Annotated in this window: 13 protein-coding genes, 1 tRNA gene and 3 pseudogenes; 9 read left to right on the top strand and 8 right to left on the bottom strand. The window is 55.4% G+C overall.

All coding sequences use genetic code 11. The annotated features are described in order from the left end of the window. Positions 1–2: 2 nt before the first annotated feature. The 4 genes from secD to queA form a co-directional block, all read right to left on the bottom strand. Positions 3–1,871, bottom strand: a complete 1,869-nt coding sequence (gene secD / locus JWR98_RS16135) for a protein translocase subunit SecD (RefSeq protein ID WP_078734582.1) — start codon at positions 1,869–1,871, stop codon at positions 3–5. A 62-nt stretch (positions 1,872–1,933) separates the two neighbouring features. Then, positions 1,934–2,272: a preprotein translocase subunit YajC gene (gene yajC / locus JWR98_RS16130; RefSeq protein WP_003175975.1), complete on the bottom strand. Its 339-nt coding sequence runs from the start codon at positions 2,270–2,272 to the stop codon at positions 1,934–1,936. Between the two features lie 43 nt (positions 2,273–2,315). Continuing rightward, positions 2,316–3,431, bottom strand: coding sequence for a tRNA guanosine(34) transglycosylase Tgt (gene tgt / locus JWR98_RS16125; protein WP_003175976.1), 1,116 nt, complete (start codon positions 3,429–3,431; stop codon positions 2,316–2,318). A gap of 5 nt (positions 3,432–3,436) precedes the next feature. Further along, complete coding sequence (gene queA, locus JWR98_RS16120; protein WP_078734583.1) at positions 3,437–4,486, bottom strand: tRNA preQ1(34) S-adenosylmethionine ribosyltransferase-isomerase QueA; 1,050 nt, start codon at positions 4,484–4,486, stop codon at positions 3,437–3,439. A gap of 108 nt (positions 4,487–4,594) precedes the next feature. On the opposite strand from queA, the gene JWR98_RS16115 reads away from it, so the two are divergent. After that, positions 4,595–4,678 (top strand) — tRNA-Leu (locus JWR98_RS16115). A gap of 163 nt (positions 4,679–4,841) precedes the next feature. Beyond that, the gene (locus JWR98_RS16110; protein ID WP_225908736.1) at positions 4,842–6,179 is read left to right on the top strand and encodes a tyrosine-type recombinase/integrase; all 1,338 of its coding nucleotides are present in this window, start codon (positions 4,842–4,844) and stop codon (positions 6,177–6,179) included. A 1,507-nt stretch (positions 6,180–7,686) separates the two neighbouring features. Here the strand turns inward: JWR98_RS16110 and JWR98_RS29480 are convergent. From JWR98_RS29480 to JWR98_RS16095, 4 genes and pseudogenes are all read right to left on the bottom strand, one after another. Next, complete coding sequence (locus JWR98_RS29480) at positions 7,687–8,043, bottom strand: TonB-dependent receptor domain-containing protein (protein WP_341869739.1); 357 nt, start codon at positions 8,041–8,043, stop codon at positions 7,687–7,689. After that, positions 7,950–9,107: pseudogene (locus tag JWR98_RS29990) on the bottom strand (TonB-dependent siderophore receptor). The gene JWR98_RS29480 and the pseudogene JWR98_RS29990 overlap by 94 nt, the downstream one beginning before the upstream one ends. A 657-nt stretch (positions 9,108–9,764) precedes the next feature. Beyond that, positions 9,765–9,959 (bottom strand): low molecular weight phosphatase family protein, encoded by a 195-nt coding sequence (locus tag JWR98_RS29985; RefSeq protein WP_341869737.1) that lies wholly within the window; start codon positions 9,957–9,959, stop codon positions 9,765–9,767. A 307-nt stretch (positions 9,960–10,266) separates the two neighbouring features. After that, entirely contained in the window at positions 10,267–11,037 is a 771-nt protein-coding gene (locus JWR98_RS16095) for a helix-turn-helix transcriptional regulator (RefSeq protein WP_205490535.1), read from the bottom strand. Between the two features lie 414 nt (positions 11,038–11,451). Here JWR98_RS16095 and JWR98_RS16090 point away from each other — a divergent pair, with 414 nt between their 5' ends. From JWR98_RS16090 to JWR98_RS16065, 7 genes and pseudogenes are all read left to right on the top strand, one after another. Then, positions 11,452–12,696, top strand: coding sequence for an OprD family porin (locus JWR98_RS16090; protein ID WP_205490534.1), 1,245 nt, complete (start codon positions 11,452–11,454; stop codon positions 12,694–12,696). A gap of 33 nt (positions 12,697–12,729) precedes the next feature. Further along, positions 12,730–14,031, top strand: coding sequence for an MFS transporter (locus JWR98_RS16085; RefSeq protein WP_205490533.1), 1,302 nt, complete (start codon positions 12,730–12,732; stop codon positions 14,029–14,031). 297 nt (positions 14,032–14,328) lie between these two features. Then, positions 14,329–15,297, top strand: coding sequence for a PDR/VanB family oxidoreductase (locus tag JWR98_RS16080; protein ID WP_205490532.1), 969 nt, complete (start codon positions 14,329–14,331; stop codon positions 15,295–15,297). Between the two features lie 25 nt (positions 15,298–15,322). After that, positions 15,323–16,432 carry an aromatic ring-hydroxylating oxygenase subunit alpha gene (locus JWR98_RS16075; RefSeq protein WP_205490531.1) on the top strand — a complete coding sequence of 370 codons (1,110 nt, stop codon included), beginning with the start codon at positions 15,323–15,325 and terminating at the stop codon, positions 16,430–16,432. Positions 16,433–16,591: 159 nt separating this feature from the next. Further along, a pseudogene (locus JWR98_RS29470) lies at positions 16,592–16,813 on the top strand (GFA family protein); the annotation flags it as partial. Positions 16,814–17,790: 977 nt separating this feature from the next. Then, positions 17,791–17,940 (top strand): annotated as a pseudogene (locus tag JWR98_RS30255) (transposase); the annotation flags it as partial. A gap of 206 nt (positions 17,941–18,146) precedes the next feature. Further along, positions 18,147–18,584, top strand: coding sequence for a GNAT family N-acetyltransferase (locus tag JWR98_RS16065; RefSeq protein WP_205490527.1), 438 nt, complete (start codon positions 18,147–18,149; stop codon positions 18,582–18,584). Positions 18,585–18,678: the final 94 nt, after the last annotated feature.

The following is an 18,678-nucleotide window of genomic DNA, read 5'->3' as shown; positions in this document are numbered from 1 at the left end:
CCTTAAATCCACAACTTCTTGAAGTCACGTCCGCCAAAGATCAGGTTGACCATTGCGCGGGTCACCATGATGGCCGTGAACATCGAGGTAAAGATACCGAGGGACATGGTCACCGCAAAACCTTTGACCGGGCCTGTGCCCATGGCAAAGAGAATCCCGCCGACCAACAGGGTGGTCAGGTTGGAGTCGAGGATCGCGGTAAATGCCCGGCCGAAGCCTTCGTTGATAGCACGCTGTACGGTCATACCCGCCGCGATCTCTTCACGAATCCGCGAGAAGATCAGCACGTTGGCGTCCACCGCCATCCCCATGGTGAGCACGATACCGGCGATACCTGGAAGGGTCAGCGTAGCGCCCAACAGCGACATCAGAGCCAGCAGCATCACCATGTTGCCCGCCAGGGCCACGGTGGCGATGACGCCGAAGAAGCGGTAGATGGCGATGATGAACAGCGACACGAACAGCATGCCCCACAGGGCGGCATCCACACCCTTGGTGATGTTGTCGGCGCCCAGGCTCGGGCCGATGGTGCGCTCTTCCGCGAAGTACATCGGCGCGGCCAGGCCACCAGCACGCAGCAGCAGGGCCAGCTCCGAGGATTCACCCTGACCGTTCAGGCCAGTGATGCGGAATTGAGCACCCAGCGGCGACTGAATGGTCGCGAGGCTGATGATCTTTTTCTCTTCCTTGAAGGTCTGTACCGGCACGTCTTTCTCGACGCCGTTGACCATCTGTTTGGTGTAAGTAGTAACAGGACGCTGCTCGATGAAGATCACCGCCATGCTGCGACCGACATTGCTGCGCGTGGCGCGGCTCATCAGTTCGCCGCCGTGACCATCCAGACGGATGTTCACTTCAGGGGTACCGTGCTCGCCGAAACCCGCCTTGGCATCGGTCACCTGGTCACCGGTGATGATCAAGCCACGCTCGATAAGCGCTGGAGGACGGTTGCCTTCGCGGAATTCGAATTCCTCGGACGTCGCGCGGGAAGCACCCGGCTCGGCCGCCAGGCGGAACTCCAGATTGGCAGTCTTGCCGAGGATACGCTTGGCTTCAGCAGTGTCCTGCACGCCCGGCAGCTCGACCACAATACGGTTGGCGCCTTGGCGCTGCACGATCGGCTCGGCCACACCCAGCTCGTTGACGCGATTGCGTACCGTGGTCAAGTTCTGCTTGATGGAGTATTCGCGGATCTCCGCGATCTTGGCCGGGCTCATCGCCAAGCGCAGTACCGCCTGACCATTCAGGTCGGCGGGTACGATGTCGAAATCATTGAAGTTTTTGCGGATCAGCGCACGGGCCTGTTCGCGGGAGGCTTCGTCAGCAAAGCCCAGCTGGATGGCACCGTTAAGCTGCGGCAGGCTGCGATAACGCAACTTCTCTTTGCGCAGCAGGCTCTTCACGTCGCCTTCGTAGACTTTCAGGCGTGCGTCGAGAGCCTTGTCCATGTCCACTTCCAGCAGGAAGTGCACACCACCGGACAAGTCCAGACCCAGCTTCATCGGGTGCGCGCCAATGCTGCGCAGCCATTGTGGCGTGGTTTGTGCCAGGTTTAACGCGACAACGTAGTCATCACCCATGGCCTTGCGCACGACATCTTTGGCCGGCAATTGGTCTTCTTGCTTGGTCAGGCGCAACAAACCGCCCTTCGAACCAGCTGCCAAGGTTGCCGCTTTAACCTGGATACCCGCGTCGTTGAGGGCTTTGCTCGCACGCTCCAGGTCAGCCTGATTGACCTGCAGCGAAGTGCTGGCGCCAGATATCTGGATCGCAGGGTCATCAGGATAGAGATTGGGAGCGGAATAAATAAAACCGATCGCCAGCACCGCCAGGATCAGTACGTATTTCCACAGAGGGTATTTGTTCAGCATCACGCCGCCCGCTTATAACGCGGGGCGCCTTGCGCGCCCCGTCGATTGGTAAAGGTTGTTACTTAGATCGCTTTGAGCGTGCCTTTTGGCAGCGTGGCGGCGATGGCGCCCTTCTGGAATTTCATTTCCACGGTGTCGGAGACTTCCAATACCACGAAAGCATCGGAAACCTTGGTGATCTTGCCGGCGATACCGCCAGTGGTCACCACTTCGTCGCCTTTCTGCAGGCTGCCCAGCAGGTTTTTCTGCTCTTTGGCACGCTTGGCCTGTGGGCGCCAGATCATCAGATAGAAGATGACCAGGAAGCCGACCAGGAAAATCCACTCGAAACCACCGCCCATAGGGCCGGCAGCAGCAGGTGCGGCGGCGTCGGCCATGGCGTTAGAGATAAAAAAGCTCATTTAGCACTCCAGTTGCAAATAGTGAATCTTAGGGTCGGAAAACTCAGTCCAAGGGCGGCACAGGGAGCCCGCGCTTGGCATAGAAGGCATCGACGAAGGCGGCCAATGTACCCTGTTGAATAGCCTCGCGCAAACCAGCCATCAGGACTTGGTAATGACGCAAATTGTGGATGGTATTCAACATGCTACCCAGCATTTCCCCGCACTTGTCCAGATGGTGCAGATAGGCACGGGAGAAGTTCTGGCAGGTGTAGCAATCACAGGTGGGATCCAGCGGCGAATCATCATGGCGATGGAACGCGTTACGGATCTTGAGCACGCCTGTATCAATGAACAGATGCCCATTGCGGGCATTACGGGTTGGCATCACGCAATCGAACATGTCCACACCGCGGCGCACACCCTCTACGAGATCTTCCGGTTTGCCAACGCCCATAAGGTAACGAGGTTTGTCAGCGGGCATCAGGCCCGGCAGGTAATCCAGCACCTTGATCATCTCGTGCTTTGGCTCGCCTACCGACAAACCGCCGATGGCCAGGCCGTCGAAACCGATCTTGTCGAGGCCTTCGAGCGAGCGCTTGCGCAGGCTTTCATGCATGCCGCCCTGCACGATACCGAACAACGCGGCGGTGTTGTCACCGTGGGCGTTCTTCGAACGCTGAGCCCAACGCAACGACAGCTCCATGGAAATCCGCGCCACGTCTTCATCGGCTGGGTACGGCGTGCATTCGTCAAAGATCATCACGATGTCGGAGCCCAGGTCACGCTGTACCTGCATTGACTCTTCCGGCCCCATGAACACCTTGGAGCCGTCCACCGGCGAGGCGAAGGTCACGCCCTCCTCCTTGATCTTGCGCATGGCACCCAGGCTGAACACCTGGAAACCACCAGAGTCAGTAAGGATAGGGCCTTGCCATTTCATGAAGTCATGCAGGTCGCCATGCTTCTTGATCACTTCCGTGCCAGGACGCAGCCACAGGTGAAAGGTATTGCCCAAGATGATCTCGGCACCGGTGGCGACGATGTCGCGCGGCAGCATGCCCTTGACGGTGCCATAGGTACCGACCGGCATGAACGCCGGGGTTTCCACAGTGCCGCGCGGGAAGGTCAGGCGCCCCCGACGGGCTTTGCCGTCGGTAGCGAGCAATTCAAACGACATACGACTCATAGTTGTTCCTCTGGGCCGCGTGGCGCCGGGTTGCGGGTGATAAACATCGCATCACCGTAACTGAAAAAACGGTACCCGTTATCGATGGCTGCTTGATAGGCAGCCATGGTTTCCGGGTAACCGGCAAATGCCGACACCAGCATCAATAGCGTGGATTCCGGCAAATGGAAGTTAGTCACCAGGCAATCGACCACATGGAACGGCCTGCCCGGGAAAATGAAAATATCGGTGTCGCCACTGAAAGGCTTGAGCACACCATCACGTGCCGCGCTCTCCAGGGAGCGCACACTAGTCGTACCCACCGCCACCACTCGGCCTCCACGCGCCTTGCACGCTTGAACAGCGTCCACGACGTCCTGGCTGACCTCCAGCCATTCGCTGTGCATATGATGGTCTTCGATGTTATCCACACGCACCGGCTGAAACGTACCGGCCCCCACGTGCAGAGTCACATAGGCGGTCTCGACGCCCTTGGCGGCAATCGCATCCAGCAGCGGCTGATCGAAATGCAAGCCGGCAGTCGGCGCGGCCACCGCACCGAGGCGCTGCGAGTAGACCGTCTGATAGCGCTCACGATCCGAGTCTTCATCGGGGCGATCAATGTAAGGAGGCAGCGGCATATGACCCACGCGCTCCAACAACGGCAGTACTTCTTCGGCGAACTTGAGCTCGAACAACGCGTCATGACGCGCCACCATCTCGGCCTCACCACCGCCATCGATCAGGATGCTCGATCCCGGCTTAGGCGATTTGCTGGAGCGCACATGCGCAAGTACGCGATGGGTATCCAGCACCCGCTCCACCAGAATCTCCAGCTTGCCACCGGACGCTTTCTGGCCAAACAGACGCGCCGGAATTACCCGGGTATTGTTGAATACCATCAAGTCGCCCGGCCGCAAATGCTCAAGCAAATCAGTGAATTGACGGTGTGCGAGGGCGCCGCTGACCCCGTCCAGGGTCAGCAGTCGACTGGCGCGACGCTCGGCCAAAGGGTGGCGAGCAATCAGCGAATCAGGCAGTTCAAAAGTAAAGTCAGCAACGCGCATGATGGGGTTCGTCTAGCAGGGCCGGGAAGTCTAGCGGAAATAGTGAAAATTGACCATGAAACGTGATTGACCAACGGTAATCTCATCTCTATACTTCGCCGCCATTGAGCCCTGATGGCGGAATTGGTAGACGCGGCGGATTCAAAATCCGTTTTCGAAAGGAGTGGGAGTTCGAGTCTCCTCGGGGCACCATTTGCAGCACATAGACGATTACCAACGTCTACTCAACACCTCTAAAGCCCGCTAACTGCGGGCTTTTTGGTCTCTGGGGTTCCACCCCCATCTCTTGCAAGCCAGCCTCTTTTTGGTACATTTTCTGTACATATTCCAGTTCGAGAACCGGAGGTATACAGCGATGCCATTGACCGCCTTGCAAATCAAAGCGTCCAAGCCTGCCGACAGACCGTTCACCTTGAGTGATAGTTCGGGTCTTGCCCTGCTGGTGAAACCCAACGGCAGCAAGTACTGGCACTTCCGGTACACCTATCAGGGTCGGGCCGCGCGCATGTCACTGGGCGTGTATCCGCATATCTCCTTGCAGGAAGCTCGTGAACGAGCCGCAGAATGCCGCAACCTTCTCAAGCAAGGCACCAACCCCGGCACCAAACGTCGCGATGACAAACTGCGACAGCAGGAGGCCGGGCTCAACACCTTCAAGCGAGCCGCGGAGTACTGGTACCAATTCAAAGCGGACTCCGGCCGCAGCAGCGCGACGCTGAAGAAGATCCGCGACTATCTCGATAAGGATCTACTGCCCGCTCTCGGCGAGAAACAACTGGAACTCATCACTCGAAGCGACTGCGCAAAACTGCAGGCCTGCATCGAAAAACGAGGCGCCTTCAATGTTGCGGACAAGACCCGAACCTGGCTGAAACAGATTTTCAGTCAAGCCATTGCACGCGGCCTGTGCGAACACAATCCAGCCTCCGAACTCCATGCCATTGCGATAGCTCCACCGCCCACTCAACACTACCCACATCTGCACGAACACGAACTACCTGAGTTTCTCCGAGCCTTAAGCAAGACCACCAGCCGGCTACCAGCGAGGATTGCATCATGGATGACAATTCTGACGGCGAGCCGCCCCGGCATGGTTCGCTATGCAAAATGGGAAGAGATCGATTTCGAAGAAGGGATATGGACCATCCCGGCCGCTCGCATGAAGATGCGCAGAGATTACGTCAGCCCTCTACCTCATCAATTGATTGCCATGCTTACCAAACTGAATCAAAGCACTGGACGCAGCCGGTATCTATTCCCAGGCAATGGTGAAAAGCAGCCAGTCATCAGTGAAAACACGATCAACTTGGTGTTCGCCAAGATCGGCTATAAAGGACGACTCGTCAGCCATGGCACTCGTCATACCGCAAGCACGCTGCTGCGCGAACATGGCTGGCTGAAGGATCATGTCGAAAGCCAGCTGGCTCACGTCGAGGGTGGCATCTCTGGTGAGTACAATCAAGCCTTATACCTGCCGCAACGTCGGATCATGATGCAGTGGTATGCAGACTATCTCGATGCCCTCAAAGAAGGCATTACAGCCAACCTTCGCGATCAATTCGATACTCGCGTTAATCAGTTCCTCGCACGCCCTTCTGCACCGTCAATTACAGCACGCCCGGCACACCAAGATGATCCTCCCCAAAATGCAGCCTATCGAGACAGACTCAACGGCGACTCAGTGATCACTTAATACCTCACGAATTCGACCCGCTCGACGACAACATCGTCGCCTTGCAAAACTACCGTGGCGCATTCCAACACTGGTAAGCCGGTGAGATCTCCACAACCCAGCCTTCCACGCGGGTCCATCCAAGCAGGGCTGCAAAGCCGCCCTCTTGGATGACCTCACTTAAAAAATCTAAAGCCCACGCAACTATCTGTGGAAAACCACTGATTTCCACCGTTGGATAATTTCATCCACAGCCGCAGAACTCCCGAAAATTCGAGCCTTGACCCGAATTATCCACAGGCGTAGAAAAGATCGGGCAAAGCGCTGTCATTGACAGCAACCCAGGTAGCCAGAACCTTTAAGGCTACGCCACCCCGTGGTGGTTCTCCCAAAGTGCGATTAGCGTCCGGCAGCTCGCACGGTCACAGCGATGTGATGGATGCCTTCTTTTACCAGTGTGCCTACTGCGGCAACTCATACCCTTTCATAGCTGCTCTGCAGCAACCTATCCGCTTGGCCATTTCCTTGCGCCAACCTGTGCCCGTCTCTTTCTCCCGGAAAGAGACGGGCGCTCGTACCACTGCTGCAAGCCACGTCGTACAAGGCTTTGCGGCATTCCCCCTCGTGACAATCAGCGTGACAAACACAGAAGTCACCAGCAACAGCGATGCAGATGATGGTGCCGCAACCCAAGAAATGGACTGCACCTGACTGACAGTCAGGCATGCCCCGGTGATCGCATCACTGCTTTTACCTGACTCAGGATCTCGCGGCGTTGGTTTCGTCAGCCGATGCAGCCCCCACCCGCCCGCTTCCTCGGAAGTGTTCAGGAGGCCAGGTCATGAGATGCCCAAGCTCCCGGTCGTAAAGAGCCGCCAGTCCCGCGTTAGTGGACAACCCTCGCAGGTCGCAGGGGCCTTGATCCCTGATAACACTCAACATTCTTGGCGGGATGACGTGAGGAAGGTTTTAAAATTTTTGGCTTCATGAGGAGTTCGAAAATGGCACTACTAGTACGTCAACGTGACGGGCGCAATTTTGGCTATGGCCGGCAACAAGCATTTGGCGTGGTTCCTAAATTACCACGTAAACCAACCCGCTGAATCGACGCGATATTACTATGCTACTGACCGTGCATTTGCTCACTCTTCGCTTAGGAAAATCCGGGCAATTCAACCTCTAGCTGAAGGTCAACAACCGGCCGATTCTATTGAAAAAGTCGGCTTCGGTCTCCATAGCAGAAAAGTACGCATCTGAGATTGAAATCTGTGTTTTGCGCCGAAGGTTCAGGATTCGGATTTCACGTGGCTGCGTGTAAAAGAGGTGTTTCACCCATCAATATTCGAGCGTTCAGGGCAAACCGACCTTTTCAACAGAATCGTCCAGAAGCGGCCCTTCGCGGAGGGCAGCTATTGGCTGATTGATTTCGATAACGGAAACGGCAAATCGGCCTAGGAGCACACTCTGAAACGCCGTGTACGGAATCTTATGAGAGGACTGCGGATGTATATCCGCCTTCTGATAGATCTTAGAACTTGGCCCGTAGCGCAAGGTTGAAGTTGCGGGGTTCGCCGTAGAAGTTCCAGTAGTTGGTGTTGCCCGTGGTCTGGATGTACTTCTTGTCGAAGACGTTGTCCAGATTGTACTGCACTTCCAGGTTCTTGTTGATCTCGTAGATCGCGTGCAGGTTGGTCAGGGTGTAGCCACCTTGCTGGATTTTGTAGGTTTCGCCCACTTCGGTCTGGGTCATCTTGCTTTGGGCAAAGATGCTGCCGCCCACGCGTGTTTTGTTCAGCACGCCTGGCAGACGGTAGTCCGTGGCGATCTTGAACAGATGGCGCGGGGAGGAGGCCGAGAAGTCATCACCTTTCTGTTCGCCCGAGATGTATTTGGACTGGGTGTACGTGTAGCCACCCGATACGTTCCAGTCGACGTCAGGGCTCCGTTGATCTCCAGGTCGATCCCACGGTTGCGGACTTTTTCCGAGGCGCGGTAGCAGCCATTCGGGCAAATGATCTCTGCTTCGCTTTCGCTGACGGCCTCTGCGCGTCCTGTCTGATCGGACTGGAACAAGGCAATGGCCGTGGTCAGGCGCTTGTCGAGAAACTCGCCCTTCAAGCCCAACTCATAGTTGGAACCGGTCATTGGCTTGAGCGTCTTGCCGCTGGCGTCGAGGTTGCTCTGCGGTTTGAAAATCTCGGTGTAGCTGGCATAGGCCGAGAAGTTTTCATTCAGCTCCTGCACGAGCCCGGCGTACGGTGTGATCTCGCCCTTCTTGGTTTATTCCCCGCGGATGGGCCGCGTCACATTGGTCAGGCTTTCCGATTTGAACCAACTGGCCCGGCTGCCCAGGATCAATTTGGTCGAGTCGGTCAGGCTGAAGCGGCTCGCCGCATACACGCCGGCCTGTTTCTGGGTCTGGTTGTACTTCCACTTGCTGGCGTTCAACGCGGTTGGCTTCGGTGGGTCGAAAGCATTTGGGTTGTTGATGTCGAAAACGTAGTTGTAGGAGGTGTCGTTACCGCCGTGATAGTCGAAATCATCGACGCGCACGTTACTCCCGACGACGAAGTCATGCTGCTTCCCCAGGAACTGGAAAGGGCCTGACAGGTACATATCCACCCCAGTCTGGGTGTCGTCGTAGCGGAAGTGTCGTGGTTGCAGGCGGAAGCTGTCATCCGTACCGCTCACACGCTGGGTAAAGTTGCCGAGGAAGTCGGATTTGGCCCACGTCTGGTTGGCGGAGACTATCAGTTTCCAATCGTTGTCAAAGTAGTGTTGGATATCGGCAAAGATCGTGGTGTTGCGCTTGTCCAGGTGGTTCCATTTACCGGTCAGTGACGTGGAGCGCGACAGTGGATAGAAACCACCGTCTGCTCGCGTTGGCAAACCCGACCAGTCATAACCGGAGTTGCGGTCCTTCTGGTAGGTGAACCCCAGGGTCGCCATGGTGTTTTCCGCCAGGTCGGCTTCCAGGATGCTGTAGAACACCTGGTTTTCTTTTTTCGCCGTGTCCATGTAGCTGTTGGCGTTGTTGTAGGTCAGTACGGTACGCCCACGGAGTGTGCCTTCCTGGTTCAGTGGGGAAGACAGGTCGACCATGGTCTTGTAGTCATCCCACGAGCCTACGGATGTCTCGATCAGGGCCTGGGGCGCTGCCGTTGGGCGTTTGCGCACGAGGTTGATCGCCGCTGACGGGTTGCCTGCGCCCTCCATCAAACCGGTTGCGCCGCGTACGATCTCTACACGGTCATAAATATCTGTAGTCGGTTTGGAGATGGCATCCATGGAATAGGCGTTGCTGATGTTAGTAGGCAACGCTCAGAAGCCTTTTCCTCCTAAATGTCGATACGTCTAAGTTTTTGGATCACTCTCAGCAGCACTTGACGTCACAGGGGCTTCGTTACCAAAACTGAACGTCTGTGCATTGCTCCATTAAAAGCTGCCACTGCGTATGGTGGCTGTCACTGCGAACGCGTACGGCCGACAAAATCGACCAGCTTGTGGCCTACACCGACACCGCGAGTCCAACATCACGGTCTTGTCTTCACTGTGACGTACATTTTGATGCGGTCGTGAATCTCTTGAAGTGCATGGCGGAAAGGCTCATGTTTTTTCACTGGTGGTCGGGTCTTCAAAACTCCACACGATCACCTCACTGGAAGTCGGCATTCGCGAAGCTTCTTCGGAAGACTTGTCACATAGCGTGATGACGTAGTGAAACTTCTGCCCCTCGAATTCATCGATCGACTTGCTGCGCAGGCTGCCGGTCTCGATACCAATGTGTTCGAGCGATTCCACCGTCCGAATATCAATCTCAGTGGGTTCAAGGCAGGCACTGAAGTGCTTCGAAATCCGATGGGGCTGCTCGGACGGTTACCGTTATCCGCTTACAACATAACTTACTGATGGTCTCCTGAGGATCGAGAGCCGAGAAGGAATGATTCCAAAACAGGGCATCGAACACTAGTCGAACTCTATTTTTGCAGGCTGAGAAGGGGTCAAAATCTCGTTTCCCTATTCAACACCCGCCCAACCGAACTCACAAATGATGACCCCGTGAACATGACTGCCTAAATGCATGACGTTCGAGTTCTCATCGAACGTTTCAACTCGTCGCTGAGAACAGCGCAAACAACTGGCTGCGGAAGTGGATCCCGAGTCGATCAAACGCCCGATTACGGTAGGTTTTCACAGTGCTTTCCTTTATTGCCAAATCAGCCGCGATACCTGCATGAGACATTCCTCGAAGCAATCGGCTGCAGATATTCAACTCTTGCGTCGTGAGGTCAGGGCAGCGCTGGAGCAATTGCTGGTGGTGATCGACTGTACAGCTCAAACCAGTAAGCGCCAGATGACCACGCAGTAATTGCAATAACGAAGGGTTGAGCGACTCGCACATCTCCAGCTCACCATCGCTGAAGAAACCCTGATCGCGGTGCCGGTAGAGATTGAACAACACCGGCCGCGCTTGTTCGTCCAGGTACAGGCTCGATAGGCGCTCAATCATGCCATTGCGCTGATAGATCGACTCTCGATACGGCATAAAGCGGATATCCTGGGCCAGCAGATGGCCAACTTGGCCTGGGGCCGCAAGCAACGGCTCGAACAAAGGGTCGTACCGATAGTAGCGCTCGATATAGGCCTTACCACAGCGCAGCACCAGACTGGCGTCCTGGTGTCGAGTGCCGGAAGACAGCAATTGCGGCCGCTGGCCATCCATGCGCAGGACTGAAAAATGCTGACAGTTCGCCCATTGGCCAAGGTAATCCAACAGCGCAACGGGAAATTCCGGGGTGCCTAAGCGACTGGTCAACTCAGCGAAATGACGGACTCCCTGGGGCAAGGTCGAAACCTGCGGGGTACTAAGACGGATCATGGCGGCTACCTGATAATTATCATTGTTAGGTGTTAGGTCTATTGGAAAAAAGCCAGATAGTTAACTTATTAACCAATAGAATGCCGACGATCATCATGCCTGTCCACCTCCCGGAGGACAGCTTCGCCCTGCAGGCCCAGTAAGCTGACAAGGACAACAACAATAACTGGGATCACCGATGAACCGTCACCCATCTGAACGTGCGTCTCCCCCTTCCCCCCGTCAGCGCGGCAGCCTTTCAATCCAGCATTTCCCTTAGAGAAGTACTGACTGTGTTGCTGCACCTGTGGATGACGAACCTTAACCATGTACGACGGCTAGAGGATTGAGGTTGGCGGCTATCTAACTATCGCTGAACGTCAGCGATTCAGTGTGCGACGGCGAATTCCGTAAAACAATAATAAAGGACACAAAATGCTCAAACCTGAACGAGGTACCATCTGCCTTGCGCTGGCGACCGGGCTGGCGTTGCCAGTGCTGGCCCACGCCGATTTCATCGCCGATAGCCAGGGTAGCCTTGAACTGCGCAACTTCTACCAAAACCGAGACTATCGCCAAGCAGGTGCGGCCAAGTCTCAAGTCGGTAACTGGTCACAAGCCTTCATGTTCCGGACGCAATCGGGGTTCACGGAAGGGCCTATCGGCTTTGGCCTCGACTCACTGGGCCTGCTGGGAGTCAAACTTGACTCAGGGCGAGGCCGCAGCGGCGACGGCACGCTGCCGTACGGTCCTCAGTCGGGCAAGCCAGTAGACAACTTCAGCCATATGGGCGTTACCGGTAAGGTGCGGTTTTCCGAGACCCGGCTCGATGTCGGTATTCTGACACCCACCCTGCCAGTCGTTTTCCGTGATGACATGCGCCTGATGCCGCAGACCTTCGATGGCGCCTTGGTCGAGTCTCGGGAAATCCCGAAACTAACCCTGACCGCAGGGCAACTCTGGCGCTCACGAACGCGTGAATCGTCCGGCAGCGACCGTATGTACCTGGCCGGACGCAGTGCCGACTTTGACAGTGGCGCCTTTAATATATTTGGTGCCAGCTATGACGTCGGCCATGGTTTAACCGCTAGTGTCTTTCGCGGAGAACTGAGCGACGTCTACCGCCAGGACTTTTACGGTTTAGTCCATAAGTTGCCACTGGGCCCGAACATCAAACTGCTCACAGATCTGCGTTTCTTTGACAGCGACAACGCTGGTTCAACCAAAGCCGGTAATATCGATAACCGCAACTTCAACGTAATGAGCACGCTGAATGTTGGCGCACACAAGTTCGGGCTCGCCTACCAACGCATGTACGGCGCTGACGCCTTCCCCACCCTTAACGGCTACACCCCTCCCTACACAGCTAACCTTGTGACTATCGGCACCTTCACTAATGCCGAAGAAATTTCCTGGCAAGTCCGATATGACTACGACTTCGTGGCCCTTGGTTTACCCGGTCTGAGTTTTATGACCCGTTATCTGCGCGGCGATGAGATTCAAACCAGCAATGGTCGCGGCCATGAATGGGAACGCGACACCGACCTCGCCTACGTCATTCAGAGCGGCTCGCTTCAGGGCCTGGGTCTGCGTTGGCGCAACGCCATCTATCGCACGAGTTACGCCAGCGATATGGACGAGAACCGCGTGATCCTCAGCTATACCCTGAAAATCTGGTGATTCCCTTCACGTTTATCCTAAGAGGTATGCTTCATGAGCCAGATCATTGAGTCCCTGCAATTATCTCAGGTCCAAGCAAACACCCATCGCCAGATCATCTGGCGGCTGATGCCGTTGCTACTCGTCAGCTATGTCTTCGCCCATCTGGACAGGATCAACATTGGCTTCGCCAAACTTCAGATGAGCGCTGACCTGCAATTCTCCGACACTGTTTATGGCCTCGGAGCTGGTCTGTTTTTTGTGGCCTATGCACTGTTCGGCGTACCAGCCAATATGGTGCTGGACAAGCTGGGACCAAGACGCTGGATCGCCCTGATGATGGTGACGTGGGGTCTTCTTTCCAGTTCGATGTTACTGATTGAAAGCGCTCACGGTTTCTATGGCCTGCGCTTCGGCCTAGGGGTGGCAGAAGCCGGTTTCTTCCCGGGCATCCTCGTCTACCTCAACCGCTGGTTCCCAAACGAACGCAGAGCCTCGGTCACTGCCCTGTTCGCCATTGCTGTCCCAATGGCCGGTGTAGTCGGCGGCCCACTGTCGGGATGGATTCTCGAAAACTTTCAAAACATCGCTGGGTTGAGGGGTTGGCAATGGATGTTCCTCATTGAAGGCCTGCCGGTGGTATTGCTGGGCCTAGTGGTACTGAACCGACTGGACGACCGAGTCGAGGACGCTCGCTGGTTAAGCGATGACCAGAAACACGCTTTGCGACAAGCACTGGCGCGTGAGGAAGAACGTAAACAGATCAATTCCTGGCGCAGCATCTTGATCACCCCTCAGGTTTGGTTACTCGTGGCTATCTATTTCGCCGTGATGTTGGCCGTAAATACCTTGGCGTTCTGGATGCCGACCCTGATTCACGGTACAGGTATTGCTCATGACAGCCAGATTGGTATGCTCAGCGCCCTTCCCTACCTGACAGGATGCTTCTTCATGATCGCGGTTGGTCGCTCCTCCGACCGCAGGAAGGAACGTCGCTGGCACCTCTGCGTGCCTATTCTGATGTGTGCGCTGGGTTTGACCTTGACCGGGCTGAAACCAGAGTCTGCCATCTTGGTCATGATTGGCCTGTCTATCGCGGGCATGGGCGCCAGCAGCGCGCTGCCGATGTTTTGGCAGTTGCCGCCGGCTTACTTGGCCGGTCCAGTTCTTGCGCCAGGGCTTGCCCTGATCAGCTCCCTGGGCAGCGTCGCGGCGTTCGTCGCGCCCTACCTAATTGGATGGATGCGTGACACCACCCACAGCGCCAGCCTCGCGCTGTACATGTTATCCCTCGTGATTGCTCTTGGTGGCCTGTTAGTGCTGCGCATCCAGGCCAAAGTTGTCAATCCGCATTAAGCGATGCAACTGAAAGAACTTGTGACAGGATCCAATGGTCTGAGGCTGCCTGCTGCGGCTGCGTAGCTAGATCCCACGACGGCAAACGCCACTTATGGCCTCTATCAACCAGCCGAAATACAACGTCCGGACCGACCATCGTAGTTCTCTCCAGACGCATCAAACTCGGCTGCCCACCTGTCCTCCTCTGGGTGGACTGCAAGCAATACCCATGCTACGTAAGCTTATTCAGGTCAGACAGCCGGCTGGCGACGCATTCATTGCGGTCGCGGCCAAGTACCTCAGGACCCTAAAACAATGACCCAGCCCAGCCTGAATTTACGAGTCACCCAATTCGTGGCGGAAGCCAAAGAGGTGGCACTGATAGAACTACAAGCCCCCGATGCTTGGGAGCTACCGATATTCACGCCTGGAGCGCACCTCGAAGTGCGCCTGGAAAACGGTCAAATTCGACATTACTCGCTGCTCAACGATTCCAGTGAGCGACATCGCTATGTCATCGCGGTCGGCTTGGCTCCGGCCAGTCGCGGCGGCTCGCGCTTAATTCACGCAAACGTACGGCAGGGTGACATGCTTCAAGTCAGTGCTCCGCGCAACAATTTCCCTTTGGATGTCAACGCCAAGCGCTACTGTTTTGTGGCCGGTGGCATTGGTATTACCCCCATTCTGGCGATGATCCGCTGGTGCATGGCGCAGGGTAAGAACTGGCGACTTTTTTATACTGTGCGCAACCGCCAACGGGCTGCGTTCTACGAAACGCTGCAGGGTCTTGACTCGGAACGAGTGCACTTTCACTTCAACGATGAGTGCGCCGGTCAGTTCCTAGATATCGAGACTCTCGTGAGTTCGCTGCAGGACGACGAACATGTCTACTGCTGTGGCCCTACCCCCCTGATGCAAGCAGTCAAGGCCGGCACCGCAGACATTCCGACGCCGCGTATTCACTTCGAGTGGTTCTCGGCCCCCGAACCTGCCAGTGACGCAAATCCGCAAGCACTCGAGCGCTTCAACGTAACGCTGCAACGCAGTGGCCTGGATATTGAGGTAGGCCCAGATCAGAGCATTCTCGAAGCGTTGGAAGCCCATGGCATCGACGTACCTTTTTCCTGTCGTTCCGGTATTTGTGGTACTTGCGAAACCACGATTTGCAGCGGAGTACCTGATCACCGTGATTACGTCCTCTCCGACGCCGAGCAGGCGAGCGGTGAAACGCTGATGATTTGCGTGTCCCGCGCGCGCACCGAGTCGATAGTGTTGGACCTGTAAACCCTGAATAACAAGGAGCCTATGCATGAGCCTGCCTATCAATAACATCATTGCCAATTCGCGCAAAGCCATGAGTCCACTTGCTACCCGCGACACCTCGTTCATCTTTAACGAATGGTACGTAGCCGCTTTCGGTAATGAAGTTACACGGGAGTTGCTATCGCGAAAACTACTCGGCAAGCGCGTAGTGTTGTATCGCAGCGAAGCCGGCAAAGCCATTGCACTTGAAGACCGCTGCGCTCATCGTTCCTATCCGCTTTCACGTGGTCATCTAGAGGGCGATACCCTAGTCTGCGGCTATCACGGCTTTCGGTATGACACTCAAGGCAACCTGATCAACGTGCCGTCACAGCGAAGCTGCCCACGGGGTATCGGTGTACGCGAATACCCCGTGCTTGAGCAAGGCTCACTATTGTGGATCTGGATGGGTGATCCAGAACTTGCAAACTCCAGACGCCCTCCTGAATTGCCCTGGACCGAGACACGCAGCTGGGAATGTTCCTCCGGCTATTTCCATCACCCAGGCAATTACGTAAGCATGCATGAAAACCTGATGGACCTGACCCATCTAACCTTCCTGCACGCAGCCACTATTGGCACGCCAGATTATGCCAGCGCCCCGTACGAACTTGATCTCAAAGAGGGACATTACAAATTGATGCGCAATGTAGTGCCCACCACTCTGTCTCCGGTATGGGCCAAAACCACTGGCCTGGACGGTTGCAGTACCGCTGCACGCATCGCTACTTCCGAGTTCCTGTCACCCGGGCTGCATCAAGTCAGCGTCACATTCTACGACTCGGCGATAGCGCCGTTAGATCGCAAGGAGTTTCACATCTGCACTGCCCATATTCTGACCCCGGAAACTCACAGCACCATGCATTACTTCATTGTCCACGGTCGTGACTTCGCCCAGGATGACGAGGCGGTTGGTGAGTTCATGCATGAGCAACTGTTCGCCGCCTTCAATGAAGATGTTGAGGGCTTGGGCGCGTTGGAGGATGTACTCGGTGATGTAGATGATCACTCCTACGAAATATCTGTTGCCAGTGATGCCCCTGCTGTCGCCATGCGCCGCCACCTTAAAAAACGTGCCGACGACGAAGCTAACGAAACGCTCAACCGCAACGCATAATCCTGCCTGTTGGCGCCGAAGCGGAATTGCCCCTAGTTGCCGAAATGTCACTGACCCAGTCTGACTCCTCACAAACGAATGCCTGTTCTACACGGGTGCCATTTGAGGCGGGTCAGTTTTAAATCGGCACTAGGGCCAATTCGGCGTCGGCGTCAACACTATGCTTCCTCCGAGAGGGTAATACGCGAGTTCTGCGCGCAGTGCGGTTCGACCTTGTTCTGGTCACGATCACAAGGTGAAGCGCTGGCCACATTGGATACACCTTTCCTGCCTCAAAAGCAGAAGCACGTTCATGTCGAATCCGCAGCCCCTTGGTACACACCATCCAACCCATGTCCTCAGATCGACCGACAGCTTCGGGTCGACTGCGGCCCTTTATGACTGGCAGCAATCGAATGTGGATGCCCCCTTCTCCCGGCGTCCTTCCGACCATGCGTAACCCTACCGAGGTCAGTAATCCCCCTGCTAGGCTGAAAATTCCACGGAGGATTGCACAATGCCAAACTCAGACTGACTCCCTTCCCCGCGATTTAAGATCAACGAAAACCTGCTCGCCCTGGAGGCCGCTATCATGGAGCTTTCAAACTGGGTAGAGATACCCGGATCGGCGGATGTCGCCGGCAATGTTCGGAGCGCCCTGGACACGATTGATCGAACTGAGGAGTTTCATCAAGATAAGTTTGCTGAGCTCATGCCGCCCGACTAATCGCGAAAGTCCGCCATGTGTCAATTCGGAATTTTTTGGCAGACCAGGGAGCCTGTCCGTAACTAGTTTTTTGTCGATATTATTCACAGTTCGTCGGAAATTGGATGGAGAAATCCGATCAAGCTTCCATCCACACCAGTCCTTATTGGAGACAGGCAGGGTGTACACTTTACGGTACAACGTGGAGGTGTACATATGCAAAAAACCATTTTAATTATATAGTTATACTATTATTCGAGTCTCCCTCGGGCACCATCTTAAAAAAAGACCTTGAATTTCAAGGTCTTTTTTTTCGCCTGCAGAAAAGTGCCAACCTCTCTCCGGGAGCCTGAAGGGCACCCAGAAAGCAAGTAGCAGCCTCCAACCCCACATGGAGCTGTAACGGCGATCAAAACCCTGTGAGGCGCTCTACAGGCCGCTGGAGCCTTATTCGCGAACCATCTACTTGGAGTAACTGCTGTACAGCGGAGCCACCGGGGGCTGAAGTTTGGAAGGTGTGTTGACGGAGAGTTCGACGCCGTCCGAATTGGAGTAGGTCGCTTGTATCAGGGAGTAGGCGGATGGCGAACACACCCACCGAACTCCAGTATGCCGGACGATGATGTCCGCGTATTTTTAAGCGGACGCGTTCACCCTTATCGCCAGGATTTCCATGCGTCAGCGCAGCTCTTACCCCAAACCGTTCAAAGCCCAGGTCGCCCAGGAATGCCTGCAATCTGGAGCGACAATTTCCAGCGTAGCCATCCATCACGGCATCAATGGCAACGGGATCCGCAAGTGGCTACCGATTTACCGGCATCAATCTCCTGCAACCTTGCCGGCTTTCGTTCCGGTAAAAGCGGTACCAAGACGAGCAACTCACTCACGAAATCGCCATTCTCACACGCCACAAGTTCGCCAAGCGCAGCGAGCAAATCAGCCCGGTGCAAGTATTAATGGATTTCGTAGCGTGATAGCCCGGATATGTAAGGATGCTTTCATCACACGGATAGAAATAAGGAAGATGCCATGGACGCAGTAATCCGGCTTGCCAAACTTGCCGATATTGATGCGATTTTTAAGATTCGAACCAGTGTTCGGGAAAATCACTTATCTCAAGATCAGTTAACGGAGATAGGCATAACGCCTGAAGCTATAAGTCAGGCAATTTCAGAGACTCCGTGCGCTTGGGTCGCGGAGGTCAATGGTGTTCCAGTCGGTTTTTCGATGGTCGATATTGAAGATGGTTGCGTATTTGCGGTCTTCGTCTTGCCAGAATTCGAAGGGTACGGGTTGGGGCGCAATCTGATGCACAAAGCAGAGTCTTTTCTATTTCAACGCCATCAGAAGATATGGTTAGAAACCGCTGAAGCAAGCCGTGCGAGCGGATTCTATAGAAACCTTGGCTGGCAGCCCGTGAAGAACCTACCGGAAGGTGACATTCGTTTTGAGAAGCAACTGAAGTAAAACGAGAATAGAGGTATCGAGACGGTTAGATGGGCGCCCGGCCAATTGCGCAAGGTGTGTTTGACGGACGCTTACCAACGGCAGTCTGGAGAGT

Source organism: Pseudomonas lactucae, from assembly GCF_016937615.1.
GTDB lineage: Bacteria > Pseudomonadota > Gammaproteobacteria > Pseudomonadales > Pseudomonadaceae > Aquipseudomonas > Aquipseudomonas lactucae.
The sequence above is the reverse complement of the archived record's forward strand: the minus strand, read 5'-3'. Positions and strand labels throughout refer to the sequence as shown.